The sequence below is a fragment of the Amnibacterium endophyticum genome, assembly GCF_042680685.1.
GTDB lineage: Bacteria > Actinomycetota > Actinomycetes > Actinomycetales > Microbacteriaceae > Amnibacterium > Amnibacterium endophyticum.
In genome coordinates this window covers 34,406-58,770 of record NZ_JBHUEA010000022.1, presented here as the reverse complement: position 1 = coordinate 58,770, position 24,365 = coordinate 34,406, and the positions used below count along the sequence as shown (strand labels likewise).

Genomic DNA, 24,365 nt, shown 5'->3' with positions numbered 1-24,365 from the left:
CCTGCGGCTCGGGAGCCGCGGCGCCATCCTGCTGCGCGTCCTGCTCGGCATCCGCGATCGCCTGGTCGATCGGGCGTCCCGCGAGCGTGGAGGCCGCGATCTGCGCGAGCGCCGTCTTCGCGCCGTCCGTGATCGTGTGCGTCGAGGCGGGCTTCGGCGGCGGGGGCGTCTGCTGCTGCCCGCCGCCGCGGCGGCGGCGCGACTCGCCCCGCGCGTCCGGCGCCGGGGCGTCCCCGATCGACTCCGCCAGCCCGATGCCGAGCCGCTTGCGGGTCATCTGCACGAGGCCGAGCGAGGTGACCTCGGCGACCTGGTGCTTGGTGCGGTCGCGGGACAGGCACTCCACCAGCCGCCGCAGGACCAGGTCGCGGTTCGACTCGAGCACCATGTCGATGAAGTCGACGACGATGATGCCGCCGAGGTCGCGGAGCCGCAGCTGCCGCACGATCTCCTCGGCCGCCTCGAGGTTGTTCTTGGTGACGGTCTCCTCGAGGTTGCCGCCGGAGCCGACGAACTTGCCCGTGTTGACGTCGATGACGGTCATCGCCTCGGTGCGGTCGATGACGAGCGAGCCGCCGGACGGCAGCCACACCTTGCGGTCGAGCGCCTTCTCGATCTGCTCCACGACCCGGTGGGCGGAGAAGACGTCGGCCTCGCCCTCCCACGACTCGAGCCGGTCGAGCAGGTCGGGCGCGACCTGCTGCAGGTAGCGCTCGATCGTCGCGCGGGGCTGCTCGCCCTCGACGATCAGCTTGGAGAAGTCCTCGTTGAAGACGTCGCGGACGATCTTGACGAGCAGGTCCGGCTCGCCGTGCAGCATCGTCGGGGCCTGCGCCGTCTCGACGAGGTGCTCGATCTCGGCCCACTGGTTCGCGAGCCGCTGCACGTCGATGGTGAGCTGCTCCTCCGTCGCGCCCTCGGCCGCGGTGCGGACGATGACGCCGGCCGAGTCGGGCAGCGCGTCCTTCAGGATCTTCTTCAGCCGGGCGCGCTCGGTGTCCGGCAGCTTGCGGCTGATCCCCGACATCGAGCCGTTCGGCACGTAGACGAGGTAGCGGCCGGGCAGCGAGATCGCCGAGGTGAGGCGGGCGCCCTTGTGGCCGATCGGGTCCTTCGTCACCTGGACGAGCACCTGGTCGCCGGACTTCAGCGCGACCTCGATCTTGCGGGCCTGCGAGCCCTTCTCGCCGAGGCGCTCGCTCGCGGCCTCCCAGTCGACCTCGCCGGAGTACAGCACGGCGTTGCGGCCGCGGCCGATGTCGACGAACGCGGCCTCCATCGAGGGCAGCACGTTCTGCACCCGGCCGAGGTAGACGTTGCCGATCAGGGAGACGTTCTGGTGCTTCGCGACGTAGTGCTCGGCGAGCACCCCGTCCTCGAGCACGCCGATCTCGACCCGGTCGTCGTTCGTGCGCACGAGCATCACGCGGTCGACGGCCTCGCGGCGGGCGAGGAACTCGGCCTCGGTGACCACGGTGCGGCGCCGGCCGGCGTCCCGGCCGTCGCGCCGGCGCTGCCGCTTCGCCTCGAGGCGCGTGGAGCCCTTGACCTTCTGCGGCTCGGTGATCGGCTCGCGCTGCGGCTTGGCCTTCGCGACCACCTCGGCGGCGCCGTCGCCCTGCTCCTCCTGCGCGCCCCGGCGGCGGGAGCGGCGGCGGCGCCTGGCGGAACCGCCCTGCTCCTCCTCGTCCTGCTCGTCCTCGGGCTCCGGCTCGCGCTCCCGCTGCGGGGCCGGACGGCCGCCTCCGGCGGAGCGCGGCACCGGCGGCGGCGCCTGGAAGAGCACGGCGAGGGCCGGCCGCGCGGGCTGCTGCGGCTCCTGCGACGCCTCGGCGTCGTCGCCCGAGGGCTCGGTCGACGACGCGTCTGCCGGGACGATCACGTCGCCCTCGGACTGCTCGTCGGCGGCGTCGGGCGCCCCGTCGCCGTCGGCGTCGCTCGGTGCGGGCAGCGGCGCGGGCGGGGTCACCTCGTCCGTCGTCGGCATCGCCCGGTAGGTGCTGCGCCGTCGCGGCGCGGCCTCCCCCTCGACGTCCTCGTGCTCCTGGTCGTTCTCGCGGTACTCCACCATCGCTGGTGCACTCCTCACGCGGATGCGGCGAGGCCGCCTCCGGGCATCTGCGCGGCGACGGCGTCTCCACCGTGCCGAATCCTCGTTCTCCGTGTCGGGCACCTGTCGGTGACCGGTGGCGGGACAAGCGCCGTGCCCGTGCCGGGCGTCGGCCCGCTTTCCATCGCGGACCTGTCGAAGCGTTCGACCCCCGATGCGGGCTGCGCCGGGAACCTAAGAGGCAGTATCGCACGCGCCGGGTCGAGCGCCCGGAGTCCAGGACCGGTGTGATACTCGACGGCGTGATCGAGCGGATGCGACGGCCTTCGATCCCCCTGTCGATCCTGCTCGTGGTCGGCGGCGCGATCGGCCTCGTCGCCGCCTTCGCGCTGACGCTCGACAAGATCGCGATCCTCGAGGACCCGAACTTCCAGCCGGGCTGCAACGTGTCGGTGCTCGTGCAGTGCGGCGTGAACCTCAAGTCCCCGGAGGGCTCGGTCTTCGGCTTCCCGAACCCTCTGCTCGGGCTGATGATGTTCCCCGCGCCCATCTTCGTCGGGGTCGCGTCGCTCGCCGGCGCCCGGTTCCCGCGCTGGTTCTGGGCGGTCTTCAACCTCGGCATGGCCTTCGCCATCGGCTTCGTCGCCTGGTTGATGACGCAGAGCGTCTTCAACCTGAAGACGCTCTGCCCGTGGTGCATGGTGGTGTGGGCGGTCGTGATCCCGATGTCGCTCGGCGTCACGCTGTACAACGTCAGGGAGGGCAACCTCCCGCTCGGCCGCACCGCGTCCCGGGTCGCCGGCGCGCTGTTCGGCTGGCTGACGATCGTCACGATCGTGGTCTACGTGATCTTCGTGGTGATCGCGCAGGTCCGCCTGGACGCCCTCAACAACATCTTCTGACGTCGCTCCACCAGCGGGTCGAGGTGGTCTCGAGGCTTCGCTGCGCTCCGCACCTCGACCAGCGGTGGGCGGCGCGAAGCGCTCGCCGCGGACGGGGCCTGCGGAGCAGGTCGCGTCCGCGGCGCACATCACCCGCGGAGGGCGCACAGCGCCCCGGCGCCTCATGGCGCCGAAGCTCGGCGACGGAGTCGACGAAGCGGCCGTGGCGGGGCCGGCGAAGCCGGTCGCGCCACGGCCGCTCCCTATGGGCTCAGAACCAGAGCGCGAGCTCGCGGGCGGCGGACTCCGGGGAGTCGCTGCCGTGGACGAGGTTCTGCTGCACCTTGAGGCCCCAGTCGCGGCCGAGGTCGCCGCGGATGGTGCCGGGCGCGGCGGCGGTGGGGTCGGTGGCGCCGGCGAGGGAGCGGAAGCCCTCGATGACGCGCTGGCCGGCGACGCGGACGGCGACGATGGGGCCGGACTGCATGAACTCGACGAGGGGCTCGTAGAACGGCTTGCCCTCGTGCTCGGCGTAGTGCTGCTCGAGCAGGGCGCGCTGCGCCTGGACCATCTTCAGGTCGGTGATGCTGTAGCCCTTCGCCTCGATGCGGCGCAGGACCTCGCCGGTCAGGTTGCGGGCGACGCCGTCCGGCTTCACCAGCACCAGGGTCTCCTCGATCTCGGGCACGGGCTCTCCTTCGTTCAGGCTGCTGCGGGTCAGGCGGCGGCGTTCCGCCGGTCGATCCGCCCGCCGACAATCATGCTGTAGGTCCAGAGCGCGCCGAAGATGAGGCCGACGATGCCGACGCCGAGGTTGAGCACGACGCCGGCGACGAACAGCACCTGGACGGCCCAGCCGAGCGCGATGCCGGCCCGGCGGGTCGCGAGGCCGGCGGCGATCACGATCAGCACCAGCAGGACGCCGCCGCCGACGAGGCTGAGGCCGGCGGGCAGCGCGCGGAGCCCGAAGACGACGAGCGTGGACAGGGCGACGACGACGAACTCGAAGGCGAGCACGATCTGGGCGAGGCTGGCCGTGACGCTGCGCGGCCGCCGCGGTCGCCCCGGTCGCCCCGGGCGGTCGCTCATCGCTCCGCCCGCAGCAGCTCGAGCGCGCGTGCGACGAGGGTGATGGAGCCGAACACGACGACGCCGCCGCGCTGCCCCTCCTCGCCGGGCTCCGCGTCGTCGGCGAGCTCGCGCGCGGCCTCCAGGGCCCGCTCCAGCTCCGGTTCGACGACGACCCGGTCGGCCCCGACGACGTCGACCACCGTCGCCGCGAGCGCGTCCGGATCGGTCGCCCGGTCGGAGGGCGCGGTGGTGACGACGAACTCGTCGACCGCGTCGGCGGCGGCGCGGATCATGCCGGGCGCGTCCTTGTCGTCGAGCACCGCGACGACGGCGACGAGGCGCGAGAACGGGAAGGCCTCGGCGAGCCCGGCGACCATGGCGCGCACGCCGTGCGGGTTGTGCGCGGCGTCGACGACGACCACGGGGTCGGAGGCGGCGACCTGCAGCCGGCCGGGCGAGGTCGCCGCGGCGAGGCCCTCCTGCAGCACGTCGCCGACGATCGGGCGGGCGCCGTCGCCGAGGAACGTCTCCACCGCGGCGATGGCGACGTCCGCGTTCTGGGCCTGGTGCGCCCCGAGCAGCGGGACCAGCAGGCCGTCGTAGCGGCCCGCACGCCCCTGCACGTCGATCAGCTGGCCGCCGACGGCGGGGGTGCGCCGAAGCACGCGGAAGTCGCGGCCCTCGAGGCTCAGCGTCCCCTCGCTCAGCTCGACGGCGCGCTCGATCTCGGCGAGCGCCTCGGGCGCCTGCGCGGCCGCGACGACCGCGGCGCCCGGCTTCACGATGCCGCTCTTGGTGCGGGCGATCTCGGCGACGGTGTCGCCGAGCCGCTTGGTGTGGTCGAGGTCGACCGGGGTCAGCACCGCGACCTGCCCGTCCGCGACGTTGGTGGAGTCCCACTCGCCGCCCATGCCGACCTCGATGACGCCGACGTCGATCGGGGCGTCCGCGAAGACCGCGAACGCGAGGACCGTCAGCGCCTCGAAGAACGTGAGCGGCGGCTCGCCCCGGCCGGCCAGCTCGCCGTCCGCGAGCCGCAGCACCTGCTGCACGTCGTCCCACGCGGCGACGAGCGCCTCCGGCGCGATCGGCTCGCCGTCGACCACGATCCGCTCGCCGAGGTAGCCGAGGTCCGGGCTCGTGAAGAGCCCGGTGCGCAGGCCGTGGGCGCGCAGCAGGCTCTCCGTGATGCGGGCGGTGGAGGTCTTCCCGTTCGTGCCCGTGATGTGCACGATCGGGAAGGTCCGCTGCGGGTCGCCGAGCAGCTCGAGGGCCCGCCTGGTCGCGTCGAGCCGCGGCTGCGGCGCGACCTCGCCGACGCGGCCGTAGATCTCGTCGAGCATGCGGTCGAGGTCGGTCTCAGGCATCGAGGACGCTCCCTCCCGCGCGGCGCAGCTCGAAGCGCGCGGCGCCGCCGTCGAGCACCACGAGGTGCCCGTCCGGCCAGCGCAGCACGCGGTCGCCCGTGCCCGGGTCCGCCGGCGAGACGTCGAGGGAGGTCGCCAGCACCTCCCCCGCGATCAGGTCGCCGTGCTCGGCCAGCACCGCGCGCAGCCCCTCGTCGCCCTGCACGGCGAGGTCGATGCGGTCGCCGACGTCGAGCCCGGCCGCCCGCCGCGCCTGCTGGACGTCCCGGATGAGGTCGCGGGCGCGCCCCTCCCGCTCGAGCTCGGCGGTCACCGCCGTGTCGAGCAGCACGAAGCCGCCGGAGGGCAGCAGCCCGAGCGCCTCGTCCGAGGCGCCCTCGGAGCGCTCGAGCACCAGCTCGTACTCCCCGGGCAGCAGCGGCACGCCGCCGACGGCGACGCCCTCCCCTTCAGCGACCCAGTCGCCCGCCTTCGCGGCCTTGATCACGGCCTGCACCTCGCGGCCGATGCGGGGACCGAGCGCGCGGGCGTTCACGGTCAGCCGGCGGCTGATGCCGTACCGCTCGGCGGCGCCGGCGTCCTCCGGCCGCACCTCGACGCGCTTGACGTTCAGCTCCTCGCGCAGCAGGTCCGCGCCGTCCTCGGCGAGCCGGTCCGCGTCGGCGGCGACGACGACGAGCCGGTCGAGCGGCAGCCGCACGCGGCGGCCGGCCTGCTTGCGGAGCGCGAGGCCGGTGGAGACGACCTCGTCCACACGGGCGAGGCGCTCCAGCAGGTCCGGGTCGTCCGGGAACGCGGCGGCCTCGGGCCAGTCCGTCAGGTGGACGCTGCGGCCGCCGGTGAGCCCGCGCCACACCTTCTCGGCGACGAGCGGGAGCAGCGGCGCCGCGACGCGGCAGACGGTCTCGAGCACCGTGAACAGGGTGTCGAAGGCGTCGACGGAGTCCGCCGGCAGCGGTGCGCCGGCCTCGCGGGCGGCCCAGAAGCGGTCCCGGTTGCGGCGCACGTACCCGTTCGTCACGAGGTCCATGAACTCGCGCAGCGTCTGCGCGGCGCCCGCGGTGTCGAAGGCGTCGAGCTGCTCGCCGACGCGCTCGACGAGGCGCCGGGTGGCGGCCAGGACGTGGCGGTCGAGGCGGTGCGTGGAGTCGGTGCGCCAGCGCCCCTCGATCCCCTCCGCGCCCGCGTAGAGCGTGAAGAAGTACCAGGTGCTCCAGAGCGGCAGCAGCACCTGCCGCACGCCCTCGCGGATCCCCTCCTCGGTGACGATGAGATTGCCGCCGCGCAGCACCGGGCTGGACAGCAGGAACCAGCGCATCGCGTCGGACCCGTCGCGGTCGAAGACCTCGGCGACGTCCGGGTAGTTCCGCAGGGACTTCGACATCTTCTGCCCGTCGTCGCCGAGCACGATGCCGTGGCTGACCACGGTCTTGAACGCGGGCCGGTCGAACAGCGCGGACGACAGCGCGTGCAGCGTGTAGAACCACCCGCGGGTCTGGCCGATGTACTCGACGATGAAGTCGGCGGGCGTGTGGGAGTCGAACCAGTCCGCGTGCTCGAACGGGTGGTGCACCTGGCCGTACGGCATCGAACCGCTGTCGAACCAGACGTCGAGCACGTCCTCGATGCGCCGCATCGTGCTGCGCCCCGTCGGGTCGTCGGGGTTCGGGCGGGTCAGCGCGTCGATGTAGGGACGGTGCAGGTCGACCTCGCCGTCCTCGTTCACCGGCAGGCGCCCGAAGTCGCGCTCCAGCTCCTCGAGCGACCCGTAGACGTCGGTGCGGGGGTGCTCCGGGTCGTCGCTGCGCCACACCGGGATCGGGCTGCCCCAGTACCGGTTGCGGCTGACGGACCAGTCGCGGGCGCCGGCGAGCCACTTGCCGAACTGGCCGTCCTTGACGTTGTCCGGCACCCAGGTGATCCGCTGGTTCAGCTCCACCATGCGGTCGCGGTAGGCGGTGACGCGCACGAACCAGCTGCTGACCGCCTTGTAGATCAGCGGGCGGCGGCAGCGCCAGCAGTGCGGGTAGCTGTGCTCGTAGGAGCGCTCCTGCAGCAGGCGGCCCTTCGCCCGGAGCGCGCGGATCAGCGGCCGGTTCGCCTCGAACACCTGCAGGCCGGCGACGGCCTCCAGCTCCGTGCCCGTGAACATCGGCAGGAAGCGTGCCTTCTCGTCGACGGAGATGATCGTCGGGATGCCGGCCGCGGTGCAGACCAGCTGGTCGTCCTCGCCGTAGGCGGGCGCCTGGTGCACGACGCCCGTGCCCTCCTCGGTCGACACGTAGTCGGCGACGAGCAGCCGCCACGCGGCGCCCGTGCCCCAGACCTCCGTGTCGGCGTAGACGTCCCAGAGCCGCACGTACTGCACGTCCGCCAGCTCGGCGCCGCGCACGGTCCGGCGCACGGCGGCGCGGGCGGCGTCGGCGGAGTCGTAGCCGAGCTCCTTCGCGTAGTCGCCGACGCGGGCGAGCGCGATCAGGTAGTCGGCGCCCAGCACCTCGGCACCGGGCGCGGTCTCGCTGTCCGCGGTGCCGGCCGGGCCGCCGGGCACGACGGCGTACTCGATCTCGGGGCCGACCGCGAGCGCGAGGTTCGTGGGCAGCGTCCAGGGCGTGGTCGTCCAGGCGAGGGCCCGCACGGCGGTCAGCCCGAGCGCCTCCGCCCGCTCCCCCACCAGCGGGAAGGTCACCGTCACGGACGGGTCCTGGCGGCGCTGGTAGACGTCGTCGTCCATCCGCAGCTCGTGGGTGGACAGCGGCGTCTCGTCGTTCCAGCAGTACGGGAGCACGCGGAAGCCCTCGTAGGCGAGGCCGCGGTCGTGCAGGGTCTTGAACGCCCAGAGCACGCTCTCCATGAAGGACGGGTCGAGCGTCTTGTAGTCGTCGTCGAAGTCGACCCAGCGCGCCTGGCGGGTGACGTAGGCGCGCCACTCGTCGGTGTACTTGAGCACGCTCGCTCGGGCCGCGGCGTTGAAGACGCCGACGCCCATCGCCTCGATCTCGTCCTTGGTCGTGATGCCGAGCTGGCGCATCGCCTCGAGCTCGGCCGGCAGGCCGTGCGTGTCCCAGCCGAAGCGGCGGTGCACCTGCTTGCCGCGCATGGTCTGGTAGCGGGGAAAGGCGTCCTTCGCGTAGCCGGTGAGCAGGTGCCCGTAGTGCGGCAGCCCGTTCGCGAAGGGCGGGCCGTCGTAGAAGACCCACTCGGGCGCGCCCTCGCGCTGCGCGATCGACGCCCGGAAGGTGTCGTCGGCCGCCCAGTGGGCCAGCACCTCCTGCTCGATCGTGGGGAAGGCCGGGCTCGGGCTGACGCGGTCGCCGCCGTCCTTCGGGTAGGTCATCTGGTCCTCCGTGCACGTCTTCGATCAACGCTGTGCACGGGGACGCCTCCTCGACGCGGTACCACCCCGCTTGACGGCTCGCGCCGCCCGCTCTCACTCGGCTGTGACGGGCCGCCCCCGCCCGGTTCTACTTGCCTCGCGGCGTTCTTCCGGGGACTCCCCGGTGATGGCCGGATCGCAGTCGCTGGCGGAGATCGTACCGCCGGGCGCGGGCCCTTTCGACGCCGCTCCGAACCGAGGCGCGGCAAGGTGTCGGCAACGGTGCATGCACGGCGGGAACGGTGCCCGCTCGGTGGCTCCAGGTGCACCGGATCCGACAGCAGCGCACCGCTTCCGACGGGGAACGCCGCGGACGAAGGCGGCATCGCGGGCCGGCACGAGCGGAGCCGATCAGGCGCGTGCATCCGCCGGACGCGACCCGCCGCGCAGGCCGCGGGCGACCGCTGCCAGGCAGGCCGCGACGACCACGGCAAGGAGGATCAGCAGCACGGGCTCCGGCACGACCGCGGCGAGCGCTGCGAGCAGCACGGGCAGCAGGAAGCCGAGGTAGGTGAGGGCGTAGTAGACGGCGGTGAGCGCGGCGAGGTGCTCGGCCGGCGCCATCCGCTGAACCTCCGTCAGCCCGGACACGATGCAGACGCCGTAGCCCGCGCCGAGCACCAGCGCCGCGGGCACGCCGAGCAGCGGTGACCCGTTGAGGGCGACCAGCGCCGCGAGCAGCATGCCGACGACGGCGACCGAGAGCCCGACGACGAGCTGCCGGCCGCCGGTCGCCGCACCGATGCGCGCGGCGAACGGCTGCACCGCAGCACCCGCGGCGAGCCCCACGACCGCCAGCAGCGTCGCGTAGGCGATCGCGCCGCCGCCCGTCCTCGAGGCGACGAGGGAGGGGATCGTCGCGAAGGCGACGGCGGCGCACCCGAACACCCAGGGCGCCGCCGGTGCGACCACCCGGGTGAAGCGCTGCCGCACCGCCCGCGGCACGGGCCCGGGACGACGGAGCGCGCCGGGCTCCCGGGGCGCGCGGGTCTCGCGGGCGAGCACGAACGGCACGGCGGCGGCGACCGACAGCACCGCGTGGACGACGTACGGCAGCACGGTCGGCGCAGGCCCCCACTGCGCGATCGAGCCGGACACCGCGGGTCCCAGCCCGAACCCGGCGGTGAGGGTCAGCGACGCCCGCCGCGCGGCCGCCGGGGCGGCGACGCCGGCGGACAGCTCCTTGATCCACGAGCTGCCGGCCACCATCGCGGCGGCGACGCTGACGCCGCTGACGAAGCGGCCGACCGCGAGGACCGGGAGGGCGGTCGCGCCGAGCGCCAGGACGACGCTGCCGAGGCAGCCGAGGACGAGCCCCGCCCCGACGACCGGCTTGCGGCCGAAGCGGTCCGACAGCGGGCCGACGACGAGGAAGCCGGGGATGATCCCGACGATGTACACGGCGAAGAGCAGGTCGACCTCGACCTGCGTGTAGCCCTGCTGCTGCCGGTACAGCAGCAGCAGGGGCGAGAAGTGGTTGCCGCCCCACGCCACCATCAGCAGCGCGGGCGCGACCCGCCACCAGCCGCGCTCCCCCACGGCCTCACGCTAGGCCCCTCAGGAAATGCGGATCCGCGAACCCGGCCGTAGGCTTGCCGCACCGCCTGAGGAAGGCGGACATCTGAGGCACCAGCCACGCGGTGCCGCCCACACCGTGAGACGAGGTCCCTCCATGTCGACGACCGCACCCGCCCGGAACGCCTTCGGGGTGCCGGACAAGCCCTCCCTGGAGGGGCTGGAGGCCAAGTGGTCCGCGGCGTGGGAGGAGCAGGGCGTCTACCTGTTCCCCGGCACCGAGGGCGGTCGCGCGGGGGTCTTCTCGATCGACACCCCGCCGCCGACGGCGAGCGGCTCGCTGCACATCGGGCACGTGTTCTCCTACACGCACACCGACCTGCTCGCCCGCTACCGCCGCATGCGGGGCGACCGGGTGTTCTACCCGATGGGCTGGGACGACAACGGCCTGCCGACCGAGCGGCGGGTGCAGAACTACTACGGCGTCCGCTGCGACCCGAACCTGCCCTACGACCCGGGCTTCACGCCGCCCGCCGAGGGGGACGCGAAGTCGACCCGGCCCGGCGACCAGGTGCCGATCAGCCGCCGGAACTTCATCGAGCTGTGCGAGCGGCTCACCGTCGAGGACGAGCAGAAGTTCGAGGAGGTCTTCCGCCTCGCCGGCCTCTCGATCGACTGGCGCCAGACCTACCGCACCATCGACGACCGCTCGCGCGCCGCGAGCCAGCGCGCGTTCCTCGACAACCTCGAGCGCGGCGAGGCCTACCAGGCCGAGGCGCCGAGCCTCTGGGACACGACCTTCCGCTCCGCCGTGGCGCAGGCCGAGCTGGAGGACCGGGAGCAGCCCGGCGCGTACCACACGATCGCGTTCGAGGGCCCGGACGGCCAGGTGGTCATCGAGTCGACGCGCCCCGAGCTGCTGCCCGCCTGCGTGGCGCTCGTCGCGCACCCCGACGACGAGCGGTACGCCGCGCTCGCGGGCCGCACGGTGACGAGCCCCGTCTTCGGCGTCGAGGTGCCGGTGCTGCAGCACCCGCTGGCGCAGCCCGACAAGGGCACCGGCATCGCCATGATCTGCACCTTCGGCGACCTGACCGACGTGACCTGGTGGCGCGACCTCTCCCTGCCCACCCGCGCGGTGATCGGGTTCGACGGCCGCTTCCTGCCCGAGGCGCCCGCCGCGATCGAGTCGTCGGCCGGCCGGGAGGCGTACGCCGAGCTCGCCGGCAAGACCGTGTTCTCCGCCCGCACCGCGGTCGTGGAGCTGCTACGGGAGCGCGGCGCCCTGCTCGGGGAGCCGCGGAGGATCACCCACCCGGTGAAGTTCTACGAGAAGGGCGACCGCCCCCTCGAGATCGTCACGACGCGGCAGTGGTACCTGACGAACGGCGGCCGGGACGAGGCGCTGCGCGAGCGGCTGCAGGCCGCCGGGAAGCGGCTCGAGTTCGTGCCCGACTTCATGCGCGTCCGCTACGAGAACTGGGTCGGCGGGCTGACCGGCGACTGGCTGGTCAGCCGTCAGCGCTTCTTCGGCGTGCCGATCCCGGTCTGGTACCGGCTCGACGAGGACGGGAACCCGCTGTTCGACGAGGTGCTGCTGCCCGAGGCGGCGCAGCTGCCGCTCGACCCGTACACCGACGTGCCGCCCGGCTTCGAGGAGGCGCAGCGCGGGCAGCCGGGGGGCTTCACGGGCGAGCCGGACGTGCTCGACACCTGGGCGACCTCGTCGCTGACGCCCCAGCTCGCGGGCGGCTGGCTCGACGACCCCGCGCTGTGGGAGACGGTGTTCCCCTTCGACCTCCGCCCGCAGGGGCAGGACATCATCCGCACCTGGCTGTTCTCGACCCTGCTGCGCAGCGAGCTGGCGCACGGCGAGCTGCCGTGGCGGAGCACGAACATCAGCGGCTTCATCGTCGACCCCGACCGCAAGAAGATGTCGAAGTCGAAGGGCAACGTCGTGACGCCGGCGGACATCCTCGAGCAGCACGGGTCGGACGCGGTGCGCTACTGGGCGGCCTCCAGCCGCCTCGGCACCGACGCGGCGCTCGACGTGCAGAACCCCACGCAGATGCGGAAGGGCCGCCGGCTCGCGATCAAGGTGCTGAACGCGGCGAAGTTCGTGCTCGGCTTCGACAGCGAGCCGGACGCCGGCCTCGTGGTCGAGCCGCTCGACCTCGGCATGCTCGCCGCGCTCGACGACGTGGTGCGCCAGGCGACCCGCGCCTTCGACGCGGCCGACCACGCGCGGGCGCTCGAGGTCGTCGAGCCGTTCTTCTGGACCTTCTGCGACGACCACCTCGAGCTCGTCAAGGAGCGGGCCTACGGCGAGGGCCCCGGCCGCGACTCCGCCGCCGCCGCGCTCCGGATCGCGCTCGACACGCTGCTCGGGCTGCTCGCGCCGTACCTGCCCTTCGCGACGGAGGAGGCGTGGAGCTGGTCGCACGAGGGCTCGCTGCACACGACCGCCTGGCCCGTGCCGTCGGACCTCGGCGGCGACGCCGCGCTGCTCGACGCCGCAGGATCCGCGCTGATCGGGATCCGGCGCGCGAAGACGGAGATGAAGGCATCGCAGAAGACCCCGGTAGCATCCATCACGATCAGCGGCCCCGAGGCCCTCGTCCAGCGGATCGAGCTCGTGGCCGGCGACGTGGGGGCGGCGGGTCGCATCCGATCGATGTCTTTCAGGACACGCGGGGACGACGTGGAGGTCTCCGACGTCGTGTTCGCCGCGGACGAGTCGGATGAGGTGCAGGACGCATGACGGTGACCATCAGCGCGCTGGGCGAGCGGGAGTTCTTCGCCTGGTACTCCCTGCTCGCGGAGTACGCCGCGAGCAACGACGTGACGCTGTCGGACGAGCACGTGATGCGCGTGTTCACGGCGGTGCAGGCGCCCGGGTCCTTCGGGCTGGTGGCCCACGACGAGGGCGGCTCGGTGGTCGGCCTGGTGCACGTGCGCCGCGTCGAGCGCCTGCTGACGGAGGAGGCGGCCTACGAGGTCGAGGACCTCTTCGTGTCGCAGGACGCGCGGCGGCAGGGCGTCGCGACCGCGCTGATCGAGCACGTGCGGACGCGGGCCGAGAGCGACGGGCTCGGCCGGCTGCGCTGGGTCGCGAAGCAGGACGACCCGGCCGCCAAGGCGCTGCAGGAGAAGTTCGCCGCCTCGGCCGGCGGCTGGGTGCTGCAGAGCCTGCCGGTCGCCTGATGCAGCTCGGCACGCGCTGGGCGCTCGGGGCGAGCGCCCCCGAGCGGCTGCCCGAGCCGGTGCGCGCCGCGGTCCGCTCCGTCGAGACGGAGCTGGCCGAGGCGGGTCAGGACACGGACGGCTGGGGCTGGACCCTGACCTACCTCGAGGGCTCGCCGATCGTCGACCTCGACGACGGGACGCGCATCCGGCTGACCGCGGAGGACGTCGCGCTCGTCACCTCGGTCGACCTCGACACCGCCGACGAGGACTGAGCCCCGGCGGGTCCGAGCCCGGAACGGACGAAGGCCCCGTCGCGATCGCGACGGGGCCTTCGTGCTCGGGCGGGTTCACCAGGTGGGGCCGGACCAGGCGCGACGCTCGAGGGCGTCCCGCACGTCGGCGGAGGCGCGCTCCGCCGCCCGGTTCCGCTGCGCCGTGGCGGCGAGCTCCTGGCGCTCGGCGTGCTGCTGACCCCACAGGATCAGTGCCAGGCCGAGCCGGAGCGCGACGCGGTCGACGGTGCTCAGGGCCGGCAGCTCGCCGAACCGCTGAGCGGTGCCCTGCGCCCGCTCGTCCTGCAGTGCATGCATCGTGGGCATGGTGGTTCCTTCTGTTCTCTTCGGACCGGTCGGTCCTTCGCGTTCCGGCGCGGGCGCGCACGGACGGGTGCCCGGGATCGGGCGATGGGCGCCGGAGTCGGCGCGGCGTCACGAGCGGGCGTCGTGACGGACGGGTGCTGCTGCGCGGGAGGGGGCGGAGGCCCCGGTCTCAACCAGCGGTCAGGAGCACTGACGGCCGAGGAGGGCGTGCACCGGCGCGGCGATGGAGATCATCGGCTGCATGGGGATCACGCTCCTTCCTGGTGTCGGCGTCCGGTCACCGTAGCGCCCGGCCCCCCGGCGGGGCAAGAGGCGCGCCGGATCATGTCGGGCCGTCGTCGTCCGGGCGCACGACCGGGAACCCGCGGAAGACGAGCTCGACGCGGCGCCGGGTGCCGTCGTCGGGCCGACCGCGGTAGCGCTGCATCACGGCCGCCACCTCTCGGCCCAGCTGCTCGAGCTCGGCCGGGTCGAGCAGCACGTTGGACGAGTTCGCCTGCGCGGCCGCGAGCCACGCCTCCCCGAGCTGCTCGCGCTGCAGCCAGTAGTCCGCGAACCGCTGGTCCTCGAGCCTGGCGAACTCCATCTCGACCAGGTTCTCCGCGTCCCGCGCGCTCCCCTGCCCGGCGGTGAGCTCGACGGGCCCGGGCACCCGCTCCCACCAGCGCTCGCGGCCGTTGCCGAGCGACTCGTCCTCGCGGACGAAGCCGTGCTTCTCGAGCTGCCGCAGGTGGTAGCTGGTCGAACCGCTCGACTCGCCGAACCGCTCCCCCAGCGCCGAGGCCGTGGCGGGCCCGAAGGTGCTGAGCTCGCTGAAGATCCGCACGCGCAGCGGGTGGGCGAGCGCCTTCAGCGCGTCCACCTCGAGCCGGCGCGGCTCCTCATCGGTCATGAACGCAAGGATAGCTTTGCAGAGATATCTTTGCAAGCAGGTCTTTGCAGTCTGCGACGACCCCGCGGTGCGCGGGGCCGCAGACGGCGAGAGGCCCCGACCGGCGGACCGGGCGGGGCCTCTCGCGGACGAGGACGGATCAGGCCGACTTCTCGGCCGGGCGGATGCGGCCGCGCGGCACGATCGTCGGCGCGGCGTTCTTCTCGACCGCGTCGCGCGTGATCACGACCCGGGCGACCTCGTTGGAGGACGGCACCTCGAACATCACGGGCCCGAGCACCTCCTCGAGGATCGCGCGGAGGCCGCGGGCGCCGGTCTGCCGCAGCACGGCGAGGTCCGCGATCGCCTCGAGGGCGCCGTGGTCGAACTCGAGGTCGACGCCGTCCAGCTCGAACATGCGCTGGTACTGCTTCACCAGCGCGTTCTTCGGCTCGGTGAGGATCTCCATGAGCGCGTCGCGGTCGAGCGGCAGCACCGTGGTGACGACCGGCAGACGGCCGATGAACTCCGGGATCAGCCCGAACTTGTGCAGGTCCTCCGGCAGCACCTCGCCGAAGAGCGTCTTCTCGTCGACCTTGCTGTGCAGCTGCGCGCCGAAGCCGATGCCCTTCTTGCCGACCCGCTGGCTGATGATCTGCTCGAGGCCCGCGAAGGCGCCCGCGACGATGAACAGCACGTTCGTGGTGTCGATCTGGATGAACTCCTGGTGCGGGTGCTTGCGGCCGCCCTGCGGCGGCACCGACGCGGTCGTGCCCTCCAGGATCTTCAGCAGCGCCTGCTGCACGCCCTCGCCGGAGACGTCGCGGGTGATGGACGGGTTCTCCGCCTTCCGCGCGATCTTGTCGACCTCGTCGATGTAGACGATGCCGGTCTCGGCCCGCTTGACGTCGTAGTCCGCGGCCTGGATCAGCTTCAGCAGGATGTTCTCGACGTCCTCGCCGACGTAGCCCGCCTCGGTCAGCGCGGTCGCATCCGCGACGGCGAACGGCACGTTGAGGCGCTTCGCGAGCGTCTGCGCGAGGTAGGTCTTGCCGCAGCCGGTCGGGCCGATCAGCAGGATGTTCGACTTCGCGATCTCGATGTCGTCCTTCAGCGAGTCCGCGCTGGTGAGCGCGCCCTTCGCGCGGACGCGCTTGTAGTGGTTGTAGACCGCGACCGACAGGGCGCGCTTCGCCGCCTCCTGGCCGATCACGTACTCCTCGAGGAAGCCGAAGATCTCCTTCGGCTTCGGCAGGTCGAAGTCGCTCGTCGTCTCGTCGGCCGCCTCCGCGAGGCGCTCCTCGATGATCTCGTTGCAGAGCTCCACGCACTCGTCGCAGATGTAGACCCCGGGGCCGGCGATCAGCTGCTGGACCTGCTTCTGACTCTTGCCGCAGAACGAGCATTTCAGCAGGTCGGCGCTTTCACCCATTCGAGCCATCGAGCGTCTCTCCCCTAAGAGTCGGTGAACGCGGTTCGGACGAGCCTAACCCGGGACCGGGCGGACACGGGGGGCATGTGCAGAGGGTGTCGCGCGACCGGTTCGGGGGCCGGGACGCGACGACGCCCCGGACCGGGGCGGTCCGGGGCGTCGTCGCGCTCGATCCGATCAGGCCGGGGCGAGCGCCGGGGTCGCCGACTGCTGCTTGCGCGTCGACAGGACCTGGTCGATCAGCCCGTACTCGAGGGCGTCCTGGCCGTTCAGGATCTTGTCGCGCTCGATGTCGCGGTTGACCTCCTCGATCGACCGCTTCGAGTGCTTCGCCAGGGTCTCCTCCAGCCAGGTGCGCATGCGCAGCACCTCGGCGGCCTGGATCTCGATGTCGCTCGCCTGACCGCCCGAGCCGCCGGAGGTGGCGGGCTGGTGGATAAGGATGCGGGCGTTCGGCAGCGCGAGGCGCTTGCCCGGGGTGCCGGCGGCGGCGATGACCGCGGCCGCGGACGCCGCCTGGCCGAGCACCACCGTCGAGATCTGCGGGCGGATGTACTGCATCGTGTCGTAGATGGCGGTCATGGCCGTGAACGAGCCGCCGGGCGAGTTGATGTACATCATGATGTCGCGGTCCGGGTCCTGGGACTCGAGCACCAGCAGCTGGGCCATGATGTCGTCCGCCGAGGCGTCGTCCACCTGGACGCCGAGGAAGACCACGCGGTCCTCGAACAGCTTCGCGTAGGGGTCCTGCCGCTTGTAGCCGTAGGCGGTGCGCTCCTCGAAGCTCGGCAGGATGTAGCGGCTCGACGGGCTCTGCGCCGCCGATCCCGGGCGGTCGGTGTTCATCCAGTTCATTCGTTCGTCTCCTGCGTGCTCAGAGGGTGCCGACGGTCTGCTTGCTGTCCGTGCCGCCGCCGCCCGCGACGTCCGCCGCCGAGGCGCGGATGTGGTCGACGAAGCCGTACTCCAGCGCCGCCTCCGCGTCGAACCAGCGGTCGCGGTCGCCGTCGGCGTTCACCTGCTCGACCGTCTTGCCGGTCGCCTCCGCCGTGATCTGGGCGAGGCGGTTCTTCATGTCGATGATCAGCTGCGCCTGCGTCTGGATGTCGGACGAGGTGCCGCCGAAGCCGCCGTGCGGCTGGTGCAGCAGCACGCGGGCGTTCGGCGTGATGTAGCGCTTGCCCTTCGTGCCGGCCGTCAGCAGCAGCTGCCCCATCGAGGCGGCCATGCCGATGCCGACGGTGACGATGTCGTTCGGGACGAACTGCATCGTGTCGTAGATCGCCATGCCGGCCGTGATCGAGCCGCCGGGCGAGTTGATGTAGAGGTAGATGTCGCGCTCGCTGTCCTCGGCGGCCAGCAGCAGCAGCTTGGCGGCGATCTCGTTCGCGTTCTCGTCGCGCACCTCGCTGCCGAGCCAGATGATGCGGTCGCGGAGCAGGCGGTCGAAGACGCTGGGGTTCGGGCTCATGTCGGCCATTCGCAGCACTTCCATTCGTGTCGTTCGAAGCGTGATGACCACGGTAGTGAGGCGGACCCGGACGACCCGGTCCTGTTCGCCGTGGGCGTGGTGGCCCGTGACGGCGGGCGGGCGACGCGGGCCGCGAGCGCTCGACGCGGTGCCGCGCGCCGCTGTCGGCGCGCCCCGGTACCCTCGTCGGACCGCGGGGCGCGACCCGCGGTTCTCGACGCCCGCCAGTCACAGACGGGAGCCCGCATGCTCGTGCTGCTCGTGCTGTTCGGCGTCACCGCCCTCGTGCTGCCGCGGCTCACCCGCGTGCTCGGGACCCGCGCCTTCCTGGTCGCGGCGGTCCCGCCGACGGCGGCCTTCGTCACCACGCTGCTGCAGGGCCGGACCGCGCTCGCCGGCTCGGTGACCGAGCGCGTCGAGTACCTGCCGCAGCTCGACTTCGCGATCGCCCTGCGCCTCGACGCGCTGTCCTGGGCCGTGGCGCTCGTCGTCACCGGGGTCGGCGCGCTCGTCCTGCTCTACTGCGTCTCCTACTTCAAGGACGACGAGCCCGGGCTCGGCCGCTTCGCCGCGACCCTCACCGCCTTCGCCGGCGCGATGTACGGGCTGGTCGTCTCGGACGACGTCTTCCTGCTCTTCACCTTCTGGGAGCTCACCAGCGTCCTGTCCTACCTGCTGATCGGGCACTACGCGGACCGGCGGGCCTCCCGGGGCGCGGCGCTGCAGGCTCTGCTCGTCACCACCTTCGGCGGCCTCGTCATGCTCGTCGGCCTGGTGCTGCTCGAGGCGGCGGCGAACGAGTCCACGCTCTCGGGGCTGATCGCGAACCCGCCGGCGCTCGACGACCCGATGGCGATCACCGGCGTCGCGCTCGTGCTGGTCGGCGCGGTGTCGAAGTCGGCGAACTGGCCCTTCCACTTCTGGCTCCCGGGCGCGATGGCGGCGCCGACGCCGGTGTCGGCGTACCTGCACGCCGCCGCGATGGTGAAGGCGGGCGTCTACCTCGTGCTCCGCCTCTCCCCGGCGTTCGCCCTCGCCCCGGGCTGGCGGGAGACGCTCGTCGCGCTGGGCGTCGTGACGATGCTCCTCGGCGGCTGGCGGGCGCTCCGCGAGCACGACCTCAAGCTCGTGCTGGCGGGCGGCACGGTCGCCCAGCTCGGCTTCCTGATGATCATCAGCTCGATCGGCTCGGCGGCGAGCCAGCTCGCCGGCGTCGGGCTGCTCGTCGGGCACGCGCTGTTCAAGTCGACCCTGTTCCTCGTGACCGGCATCGTCGACCACGCGGTCGGCACCCGCGACCTGCGCCGCATCTCCGGGCTCGGGCGGCGCCTGCCGCTGCTCGCGGTCACGGGGGCGCTCGCCGCCGCCTCCATGGCCGGCGTGCCCCCGCTGCTCGGCTTCGTCGCCAAGGAGTCGGTGCTCATCGCGCTGGCCGAGACGCCCGGGCCGTGGGGCCCGATCGCGCTCGTCGGCGTGCTGCTCGGCTCCGTGCTGACCGTCGCCTACGCGCTCCGCTTCGTCTGGGGCGCCTTCGCGACCAAGCGCGGCGTGCTGCAGACGGAGGTCGATCCCGAGCGTCCCGCGTTCCTCGCGCCGCCCGCCCTGCTCGCGCTCGCCTGCCTCGTGCTCGGCCCGCTCGCCACCGTCGTCGTGGACCCCGCCGCCGCCGCGGCCGCCGAGGGGCTGCCGGGCGAGGCCGGCCACCTCGAGCTCTGGCACGGGTTCACCCCGGAGCTGCTGCTGTCCGCGGCCACGATCGCGGGCGGCGTCGCCCTGTTCCTGCTGCGCGAGCCGCTCACCCGGGTGCAGCGGGCGCTGCACCCCTCGTGGAGCGCGGAGAGCGTGTACCGCGCCGTGGTCCGCGCGATCGACACCGCCGCCACCCGCGTCACCGCGACCATCCAGCGCGGGTCGCTGCCGTTCTACCTCGCCGTGATCCTCGGCGTCTTCATCGCCGGCACCTCGACCGTCCTGATCGTCACGGACTCCGCCGCGGTGCCCGGGCTCTTCGCCACCCCCGCGCAGGTGGTGACGGCGGTCGTCATGGCGGTCGCGGCGGTGGCCGCGGCGGCCGCGTCGAAGCGGTTCCAGGCCGTGGTGCTCGTCGGCGTCACCGGGTTCGGCATGGCCGTGCTCTTCGCGCTGCAGGGCGCCCCCGACCTGGCCCTCACCCAGGTGCTCGTCGACCTCGTCACCCTGATCGCCTTCGTGCTCGTGCTGCGACGGCTGCCCGCGCGGCTCGGCGTCGCCCACGGCCGCACGCGGCCGGTGATCCGGCTCGCCCTCGGCATCGGGGTGGCCGTCACCATGACCACGATCGTGCTCACGACCCTCGCCGCACGCACCGCGACGCCGGTCTCCGTCGCCTACGAGCGCCTCGCCGTCGAGCTCGGTCACGGCGCGAACGTCGTGAACGTCGCGCTCGTCGACATCCGCGGCTGGGACACGTTCGGCGAGATCACGGTCGTCGTCGCCGCCGCGACCGGGGTCGCGAGCCTGGTGTTCGTCGGCGGCCGGCTCGACCGGATGCCCGCGCTGCGGGGGCACCAGCGGCGCCGGCTGTTCCGCCGCTCCCCCGCCGCGGTCGACCCCGAGGTGACGAGCGGCACCTGGCTGCTCGCCGGACGCACCCTGCAGCCGCAGTTCCGCTCGATCCTGCTCGAGGTCGTCGTCCGGCTCACCTTCCACGCCGGCATCGTGCTGTCGGTCTACCTGCTCTTCGCGGGGCACAACCTGCCGGGCGGCGGCTTCGCGGGCGGGCTGGTCGCCGGGCTCGCGCTGACCGGCCGCTACCTCGCCGCCGGCCGGTACGAGCTGGGGCTCGCGGCGCCGCTCAACGCCGGCGTGCTGCTCGGGCTCGGCCTGCTGCTCGCGGGCGGCACCGCGCTCGCCCCGGTGCTGATCGGTGACGCAGCGCTCACCTCGGCCTACTTCTCGGCCGACCTCGGCTGGTTCGGGTACCTGTCCTTCAGCACGTCCACCATCTTCGACATCGGCGTCTACCTGATCGTCGTCGGCGTGGTGCTCGACGTGCTCCGCAGCCTCGGCGGCGAGGTCGACCGGCAGTACGAGGAGTCCCAGGGCCGCGAGGACGCGGAAGATCCCCAGGAGGTGGTCCGGTGACCGTCTCGGTCGCGCTGCTCGGCGCCATGTGCGCGCTGTACATCGCCGGCGTCTACCTGCTGCTCGAGCGCAGCGTCACGCGGATCATCCTCGGCTTCCTGCTGATCGGCAACGCGACGAACCTGCTGCTGCTCAGCATCTCGGGGCCCCCCGGCGCCCCGCCGATCGCCGGCAGCGGGCAGTCGTCCGACCCGCTGCCCCAGGCGCTGATCCTCACCGCGATCGTGATCACCTTCGCCGTCTCCGCGTTCCTCATGGCGCTCGTCTACCGGTCGTGGCGGCTGGCGCAGGAGGACGTCGTCGTGCGCGACGAGGCGGACGCGCAGCTCGGCCGCAGCGACCAGCCCGCGACCGAGACGGCGGACGTCGACGAGGAGAGCGAGTTCGACCGCGTGGACGACGACGAGCTGCGCACCGGCGCCGACGAGGGCGGGATCCGATGACCGCGCTCGTCCCCCTGGTCGTGCTGATCCCGGTGCTCGGCGCGGGTCTCGCGCTGCTCGCCACGGGTCGGCCCCGCCTGCAGCGCACCATCGCGGCGATCGCGCTGACGGCCGTGCTCGGCATCGGGATCGTGCTGATGGTCGCGGTCGCCGACGGCGCGATGCTCGTGCTGCCCGTCGGCGGCTGGCCGATCCCGTTCGGGATCGTGCTCGTCGTCGACCGGGTCTCGGCGCTGCTGCTCACCGTGTCCGCGGCCGTGCTGCTCGCCGTGCTCGTGTTCTCGATCGGCCAGGGCATCGCGGACGGCGACGACCGGGAGGCGCCGGTCTCGATCTTCTACCCGACCTACCTCGTGCTCGCGACCGGCGTCTTCGACGCCTTCGTGGCGGGCGACCTGTTCAACCTCTACGTCGGCTTCGAGATCCTGCTGGTCGCCAGCTACGTGCTGATCACGGTCGGCGGCACCGAGCCCCGCATCCGCGCCGGCACCACCTACATCGTGGTCAGCCTCGTCAGCTCCGCGCTGTTCCTCGCCGCCGTCGGCGCCGTCTACGCGGCGGTCGGCACGGTGAACATCGCGCAGATCGCGCAGCGCGCACAGGACCTGCCGCAGGGCGTGCAGATCCTGCTGCACGTCATGCTGCTCACGGCCTTCGGCATCAAGGCCGCCGTGTTCCCGCTGTCGTTCTGGCTGCCGGACAGCTATCCGACGGCACCGGCGCCGGTCACCGCGGTCTTCGCCGGCCTGCTCACCAAGGTCGGCGTGTACGCGATCATCCGCACCGAGACGACGCTCTTCCCGGGGCCGGAGCTGAACCCGGTGCTGCTCGTCATCGCGATCCTGACCATGGTGGTCGGCGTGCTCGGCGCGATCGCGCAGGCCGACATCAAGCGGATGCTCTCCTTCACCCTGGTCAGCCACATCGGGTACCTGATCATGGGGGTCGGGCTCGGCACGGCCGCGGGCACGGCGGCGACGATCTTCTACGCCGTGCACCACATCGTCGTGCAGACGACGCTGTTCCTCACCACCGGCCTGATCGAGCGCCGGGCCGGGACGACGACGATCACCCGGCTCGGCGGCCTGCTGTGGACGTCGCCGGCGATCGCCGTGCTGTTCCTGCTCCCCGCGTTGAACCTCGGCGGCATCCCACCCTTCTCCGGCTTCCTCGGCAAGCTCGGGCTGCTCGAGGCGGGCGTCTCCCGCAACGATCCCCTGGCGTTCACCGTCGTCGGGGTCGCGGTCGGCACCAGCCTGCTGACCCTCTACCCGCTGGTGCGGGTCTGGAACCTGTCGTTCTGGCGACCGGCCGAGCAGGTGGCGCAGGGGTCCCGCCTGACCGACCAGCTGCACGAGGACCCCTATCGGCCCGCGGAGGTCGCCACCCGGGCGCTCGCCCGACCGATGGTCTGGGCGACCGGCGGGATGGTCGCCCTCGGCCTGCTGCTCACCGTGCTCGCGGGCCCGCTGTACGACTACAGCAGCAACGCGGGCGCCACGCTGCAGAACTGGTCGGTGTACGTGGAGGGGGTGCTCGGCCGATGAGCGACGCGCCGCGCCGCGTGACGAACCGCTGGACGACCGGGCCCCCGCTCGTCATCGGGCTCGTCGTGCTCTGGCTGCTGCTCTGGCGCTCGATCGCGCCGCTCACGATCGTGACCGGGATTATCACCGCGGTCGTGGTCGTGCGGGTCTTCGAGCTGCCGCCGGTGCCCCACGTCGGGCGGTTCCGGCCGATCGCGGCGCTCAGCCTGCTCGTGTGGTTCGCGGGCCAGGTCGCCATCGCCTCGGTGCAGGTGGCGGCGCAGGCCTTCGCCGCGCTCGGGCCGTCGCGGGGGCCGACCTCCGCGATCGTGCGGGTGCAGCTGCGCACCAGGGACGACCTGCTGCTCTCGCTGACCGCGGTCATCATGGCCCTGATCCCGGGCACGGTCGTGGTGGAGCTGGACCGCGCCGACTCGGTCCTCTACCTGCACCTGCTCGACGGCGGCACCCCGGAGGCCCGGGAGCGGTGCCGGCAGGAGGTGATCGAGAGCGAGCGCCGCCTGGTCCGCGCGATCGGCTCCCCGGGCGAGCAGGAGGCCGCCGGATGAGCGGCTCCCCGATCCTCTGGGCCGTCGGCGTGCTGCTGACCGCCAGCGCGGCGCTCGCGGTCTACCGCGTCGTGCGCGGCCCCACGATCCTCGACCGGATGATCGCGAGCGACGTGCTGCTCACGGCGATGATGCTCTCGGTCGGCACCGAGATGGTGATCGAGGACCGCGACGACCTGGTGCCGGTCCTGCTCGTGCTCGCCTGCACGGCGGCGTTCGCCACGGTCGCGGTCGCCCGGTCCGTCTCGAAGCACGACCGGCGGGAGCCGGACGAGGTGGCCGTGGACCCGCTCGGGACCGTCGAGCAGGCGCCCGCCGTCCTGCGCCAGGCGCTGCGGGACGCCGAGCAGATGAACGACGAGCGCCTCGACGCCGACGACCTGCGGCCCACGAGGAGGGAGGAGCCGTGAGCGACCTGATCGCCCAGCTGCTGCTGCTCGCGGGCGCGCTCTTCGCGCTGGCGTCCGGCGTCGGCCTGCTGCGCTTCCGCGACGCCCTCGCCCGGCTCCACGCCGGGACGAAGCCCCAGGTGCTGGGCCTGGTCTGCGTCCTCGCCGCCATCGCGATCGGCAACGACCGGTGGGACCTGGTCCCGGCGCTCGTGCCGGTGCTCGTGCTGCAGATGATCACGATCCCGGTGTCGGGCCACATGATCGCGAGGGCGGCGTACCGGACGGGCAACTTCCGCGAGGACCGGCTGAGCGAGGACGAGCTGGCACCCGCGATCGAGGAGGCGAGCCGCCGCGACGCGGAGGACCGCGAGCGCCGCGAGGACCGCGAGGGCCCGGAGGCGGCGGCCGCCGCGCAGGACTAGGCGTTTTCCGCGTCCTCCGGACGGTCGGCCGCGGCGCGCGCGGCTGGCAGGATGCGCGCGAGGGCGGGCGC

Annotated in this window: 21 protein-coding genes; 10 read left to right on the top strand and 11 right to left on the bottom strand. The window is 73.0% G+C overall.

Annotation, left to right across the window (positions count from 1 at the left end; all coding sequences use genetic code 11):
* On the bottom strand, positions 1–2,071 hold a 2,071-nt coding region (locus ACFSBI_RS13515; RefSeq protein ID WP_377935782.1), incomplete at its 3' end, for an Rne/Rng family ribonuclease.
* Positions 2,072–2,352: 281 nt separating this feature from the next.
* Between ACFSBI_RS13515 and ACFSBI_RS13510 the strand changes: the two genes are divergently transcribed.
* On the top strand, positions 2,353–2,952 hold the full coding sequence (locus tag ACFSBI_RS13510; RefSeq protein WP_377935780.1) for a vitamin K epoxide reductase family protein: 600 nt from the start codon (positions 2,353–2,355) through the stop codon (positions 2,950–2,952).
* 250 nt (positions 2,953–3,202) lie between these two features.
* On the opposite strand, the gene ndk is transcribed toward ACFSBI_RS13510, so the two are convergent.
* The 5 genes from ndk to ACFSBI_RS13485 all read right to left on the bottom strand — a co-directional run bounded on the left by ndk (position 3,203) and on the right by ACFSBI_RS13485 (position 10,284).
* The gene (gene ndk / locus ACFSBI_RS13505) at positions 3,203–3,619 is read right to left on the bottom strand and encodes a nucleoside-diphosphate kinase (RefSeq protein WP_377935778.1); all 417 of its coding nucleotides are present in this window, start codon (positions 3,617–3,619) and stop codon (positions 3,203–3,205) included.
* A gap of 29 nt (positions 3,620–3,648) precedes the next feature.
* The gene (locus ACFSBI_RS13500; RefSeq protein ID WP_377935776.1) at positions 3,649–4,020 is read right to left on the bottom strand and encodes a DUF4233 domain-containing protein; all 372 of its coding nucleotides are present in this window, start codon (positions 4,018–4,020) and stop codon (positions 3,649–3,651) included.
* Positions 4,017–5,369: a bifunctional folylpolyglutamate synthase/dihydrofolate synthase gene (locus ACFSBI_RS13495; protein WP_377935774.1), complete on the bottom strand. Its 1,353-nt coding sequence runs from the start codon at positions 5,367–5,369 to the stop codon at positions 4,017–4,019. The genes ACFSBI_RS13500 and ACFSBI_RS13495 overlap by 4 nt, the downstream gene beginning before the upstream one ends.
* Positions 5,362–8,706: an isoleucine--tRNA ligase gene (gene ileS, locus ACFSBI_RS13490; protein WP_377935772.1), complete on the bottom strand. Its 3,345-nt coding sequence runs from the start codon at positions 8,704–8,706 to the stop codon at positions 5,362–5,364. The genes ACFSBI_RS13495 and ileS overlap by 8 nt, the downstream gene beginning before the upstream one ends.
* 390 nt (positions 8,707–9,096) lie before the next feature.
* Entirely contained in the window at positions 9,097–10,284 is a 1,188-nt protein-coding gene (locus tag ACFSBI_RS13485; RefSeq protein ID WP_377935770.1) for an MFS transporter, read from the bottom strand.
* 133 nt (positions 10,285–10,417) lie between these two features.
* Between ACFSBI_RS13485 and valS the strand changes: the two genes are divergently transcribed.
* The 3 genes from valS to ACFSBI_RS13470 are packed head-to-tail and all read left to right on the top strand — an operon-like array spanning position 10,418 to position 13,718.
* The gene (gene valS / locus ACFSBI_RS13480; protein WP_377935768.1) at positions 10,418–13,021 is read left to right on the top strand and encodes a valine--tRNA ligase; all 2,604 of its coding nucleotides are present in this window, start codon (positions 10,418–10,420) and stop codon (positions 13,019–13,021) included.
* Entirely contained in the window at positions 13,018–13,464 is a 447-nt protein-coding gene (locus ACFSBI_RS13475) for a GNAT family N-acetyltransferase (RefSeq protein ID WP_377935766.1), read from the top strand. The genes valS and ACFSBI_RS13475 overlap by 4 nt, the downstream gene beginning before the upstream one ends.
* On the top strand, positions 13,464–13,718 hold the full coding sequence (locus ACFSBI_RS13470; protein ID WP_377935764.1) for a hypothetical protein: 255 nt from the start codon (positions 13,464–13,466) through the stop codon (positions 13,716–13,718). The genes ACFSBI_RS13475 and ACFSBI_RS13470 overlap by 1 nt, the downstream gene beginning before the upstream one ends.
* Positions 13,719–13,793: 75 nt before the next feature.
* Here the strand turns inward: ACFSBI_RS13470 and ACFSBI_RS13465 are convergent, their stop codons facing one another.
* The 5 genes from ACFSBI_RS13465 to ACFSBI_RS13445 form a co-directional block, all read right to left on the bottom strand.
* Positions 13,794–14,045 carry a hypothetical protein gene (locus ACFSBI_RS13465; RefSeq protein WP_377935762.1) on the bottom strand — a complete coding sequence of 84 codons (252 nt, stop codon included), beginning with the start codon at positions 14,043–14,045 and terminating at the stop codon, positions 13,794–13,796.
* A 322-nt stretch (positions 14,046–14,367) separates the two neighbouring features.
* Positions 14,368–14,937, bottom strand: coding sequence for an ArsR/SmtB family transcription factor (locus tag ACFSBI_RS13460; protein WP_377935760.1), 570 nt, complete (start codon positions 14,935–14,937; stop codon positions 14,368–14,370).
* Between the two features lie 139 nt (positions 14,938–15,076).
* Positions 15,077–16,357: an ATP-dependent Clp protease ATP-binding subunit ClpX gene (gene clpX / locus ACFSBI_RS13455; RefSeq protein ID WP_377935758.1), complete on the bottom strand. Its 1,281-nt coding sequence runs from the start codon at positions 16,355–16,357 to the stop codon at positions 15,077–15,079.
* Between the two features lie 168 nt (positions 16,358–16,525).
* Positions 16,526–17,194, bottom strand: a complete 669-nt coding sequence (locus ACFSBI_RS13450; RefSeq protein ID WP_377935785.1) for an ATP-dependent Clp protease proteolytic subunit — start codon at positions 17,192–17,194, stop codon at positions 16,526–16,528.
* Between the two features lie 28 nt (positions 17,195–17,222).
* Complete coding sequence (locus ACFSBI_RS13445) at positions 17,223–17,819, bottom strand: ATP-dependent Clp protease proteolytic subunit (protein WP_377935756.1); 597 nt, start codon at positions 17,817–17,819, stop codon at positions 17,223–17,225.
* Positions 17,820–18,065: 246 nt separating this feature from the next.
* Between ACFSBI_RS13445 and ACFSBI_RS13440 the strand changes: the two genes are divergently transcribed.
* The 6 genes from ACFSBI_RS13440 to mnhG are packed head-to-tail and all read left to right on the top strand — an operon-like array spanning position 18,066 to position 24,294.
* Positions 18,066–20,942 carry a Na+/H+ antiporter subunit A gene (locus ACFSBI_RS13440; protein WP_377935754.1) on the top strand — a complete coding sequence of 959 codons (2,877 nt, stop codon included), beginning with the start codon at positions 18,066–18,068 and terminating at the stop codon, positions 20,940–20,942.
* Complete coding sequence (locus tag ACFSBI_RS13435; RefSeq protein WP_377935752.1) at positions 20,939–21,385, top strand: Na(+)/H(+) antiporter subunit C; 447 nt, start codon at positions 20,939–20,941, stop codon at positions 21,383–21,385. The genes ACFSBI_RS13440 and ACFSBI_RS13435 overlap by 4 nt, the downstream gene beginning before the upstream one ends.
* Entirely contained in the window at positions 21,382–22,932 is a 1,551-nt protein-coding gene (locus tag ACFSBI_RS13430; protein WP_377935750.1) for a Na+/H+ antiporter subunit D, read from the top strand. The genes ACFSBI_RS13435 and ACFSBI_RS13430 overlap by 4 nt, the downstream gene beginning before the upstream one ends.
* A complete protein-coding gene (locus tag ACFSBI_RS13425; protein ID WP_377935748.1) occupies positions 22,929–23,480 on the top strand; it encodes a Na+/H+ antiporter subunit E in 552 nt (183 codons plus the stop codon). Before ACFSBI_RS13430 ends, ACFSBI_RS13425 begins: the two co-directional genes overlap by 4 nt.
* Entirely contained in the window at positions 23,477–23,890 is a 414-nt protein-coding gene (locus tag ACFSBI_RS13420) for an MrpF/PhaF family protein (RefSeq protein WP_377935746.1), read from the top strand. Before ACFSBI_RS13425 ends, ACFSBI_RS13420 begins: the two co-directional genes overlap by 4 nt.
* Positions 23,887–24,294 (top strand): monovalent cation/H(+) antiporter subunit G, encoded by a 408-nt coding sequence (gene mnhG, locus ACFSBI_RS13415; protein WP_377935744.1) that lies wholly within the window; start codon positions 23,887–23,889, stop codon positions 24,292–24,294. The genes ACFSBI_RS13420 and mnhG overlap by 4 nt, the downstream gene beginning before the upstream one ends.
* Positions 24,295–24,365 lie beyond the last annotated feature (71 nt).

Bases quoted from the DNA above. Each gene is read 5' to 3' on its own strand.
- ACFSBI_RS13500 (WP_377935776.1), bottom strand. From the start codon at position 4,020: ATGAGCGACCGCCCGGGGCGACCGGGGCGACCGCGGCGGCCGCGCAGC.
- ACFSBI_RS13495 (WP_377935774.1), bottom strand. From the start codon at position 5,369: ATGCCTGAGACCGACCTCGACCGCATGCTCGACGAGATCTACGGCCGC.
- ileS (WP_377935772.1), bottom strand. From the start codon at position 8,706: ATGACCTACCCGAAGGACGGCGGCGACCGCGTCAGCCCGAGCCCGGCC.
- valS (WP_377935768.1), top strand. From the start codon at position 10,418: ATGTCGACGACCGCACCCGCCCGGAACGCCTTCGGGGTGCCGGACAAG.
- ACFSBI_RS13475 (WP_377935766.1), top strand. From the start codon at position 13,018: ATGACGGTGACCATCAGCGCGCTGGGCGAGCGGGAGTTCTTCGCCTGG.
- ACFSBI_RS13470 (WP_377935764.1), top strand. From the start codon at position 13,464: ATGCAGCTCGGCACGCGCTGGGCGCTCGGGGCGAGCGCCCCCGAGCGG.
- ACFSBI_RS13465 (WP_377935762.1), bottom strand. From the start codon at position 14,045: ATGCCCACGATGCATGCACTGCAGGACGAGCGGGCGCAGGGCACCGCT.
- ACFSBI_RS13460 (WP_377935760.1), bottom strand. From the start codon at position 14,937: ATGACCGATGAGGAGCCGCGCCGGCTCGAGGTGGACGCGCTGAAGGCG.
- clpX (WP_377935758.1), bottom strand. From the start codon at position 16,357: ATGGCTCGAATGGGTGAAAGCGCCGACCTGCTGAAATGCTCGTTCTGC.
- ACFSBI_RS13450 (WP_377935785.1), bottom strand. From the start codon at position 17,194: ATGAACACCGACCGCCCGGGATCGGCGGCGCAGAGCCCGTCGAGCCGC.
- ACFSBI_RS13445 (WP_377935756.1), bottom strand. From the start codon at position 17,819: ATGAGCCCGAACCCCAGCGTCTTCGACCGCCTGCTCCGCGACCGCATC.
- ACFSBI_RS13440 (WP_377935754.1), top strand. From the start codon at position 18,066: ATGCTCGTGCTGCTCGTGCTGTTCGGCGTCACCGCCCTCGTGCTGCCG.
- ACFSBI_RS13430 (WP_377935750.1), top strand. From the start codon at position 21,382: ATGACCGCGCTCGTCCCCCTGGTCGTGCTGATCCCGGTGCTCGGCGCG.
- ACFSBI_RS13425 (WP_377935748.1), top strand. From the start codon at position 22,929: ATGAGCGACGCGCCGCGCCGCGTGACGAACCGCTGGACGACCGGGCCC.
- ACFSBI_RS13420 (WP_377935746.1), top strand. From the start codon at position 23,477: ATGAGCGGCTCCCCGATCCTCTGGGCCGTCGGCGTGCTGCTGACCGCC.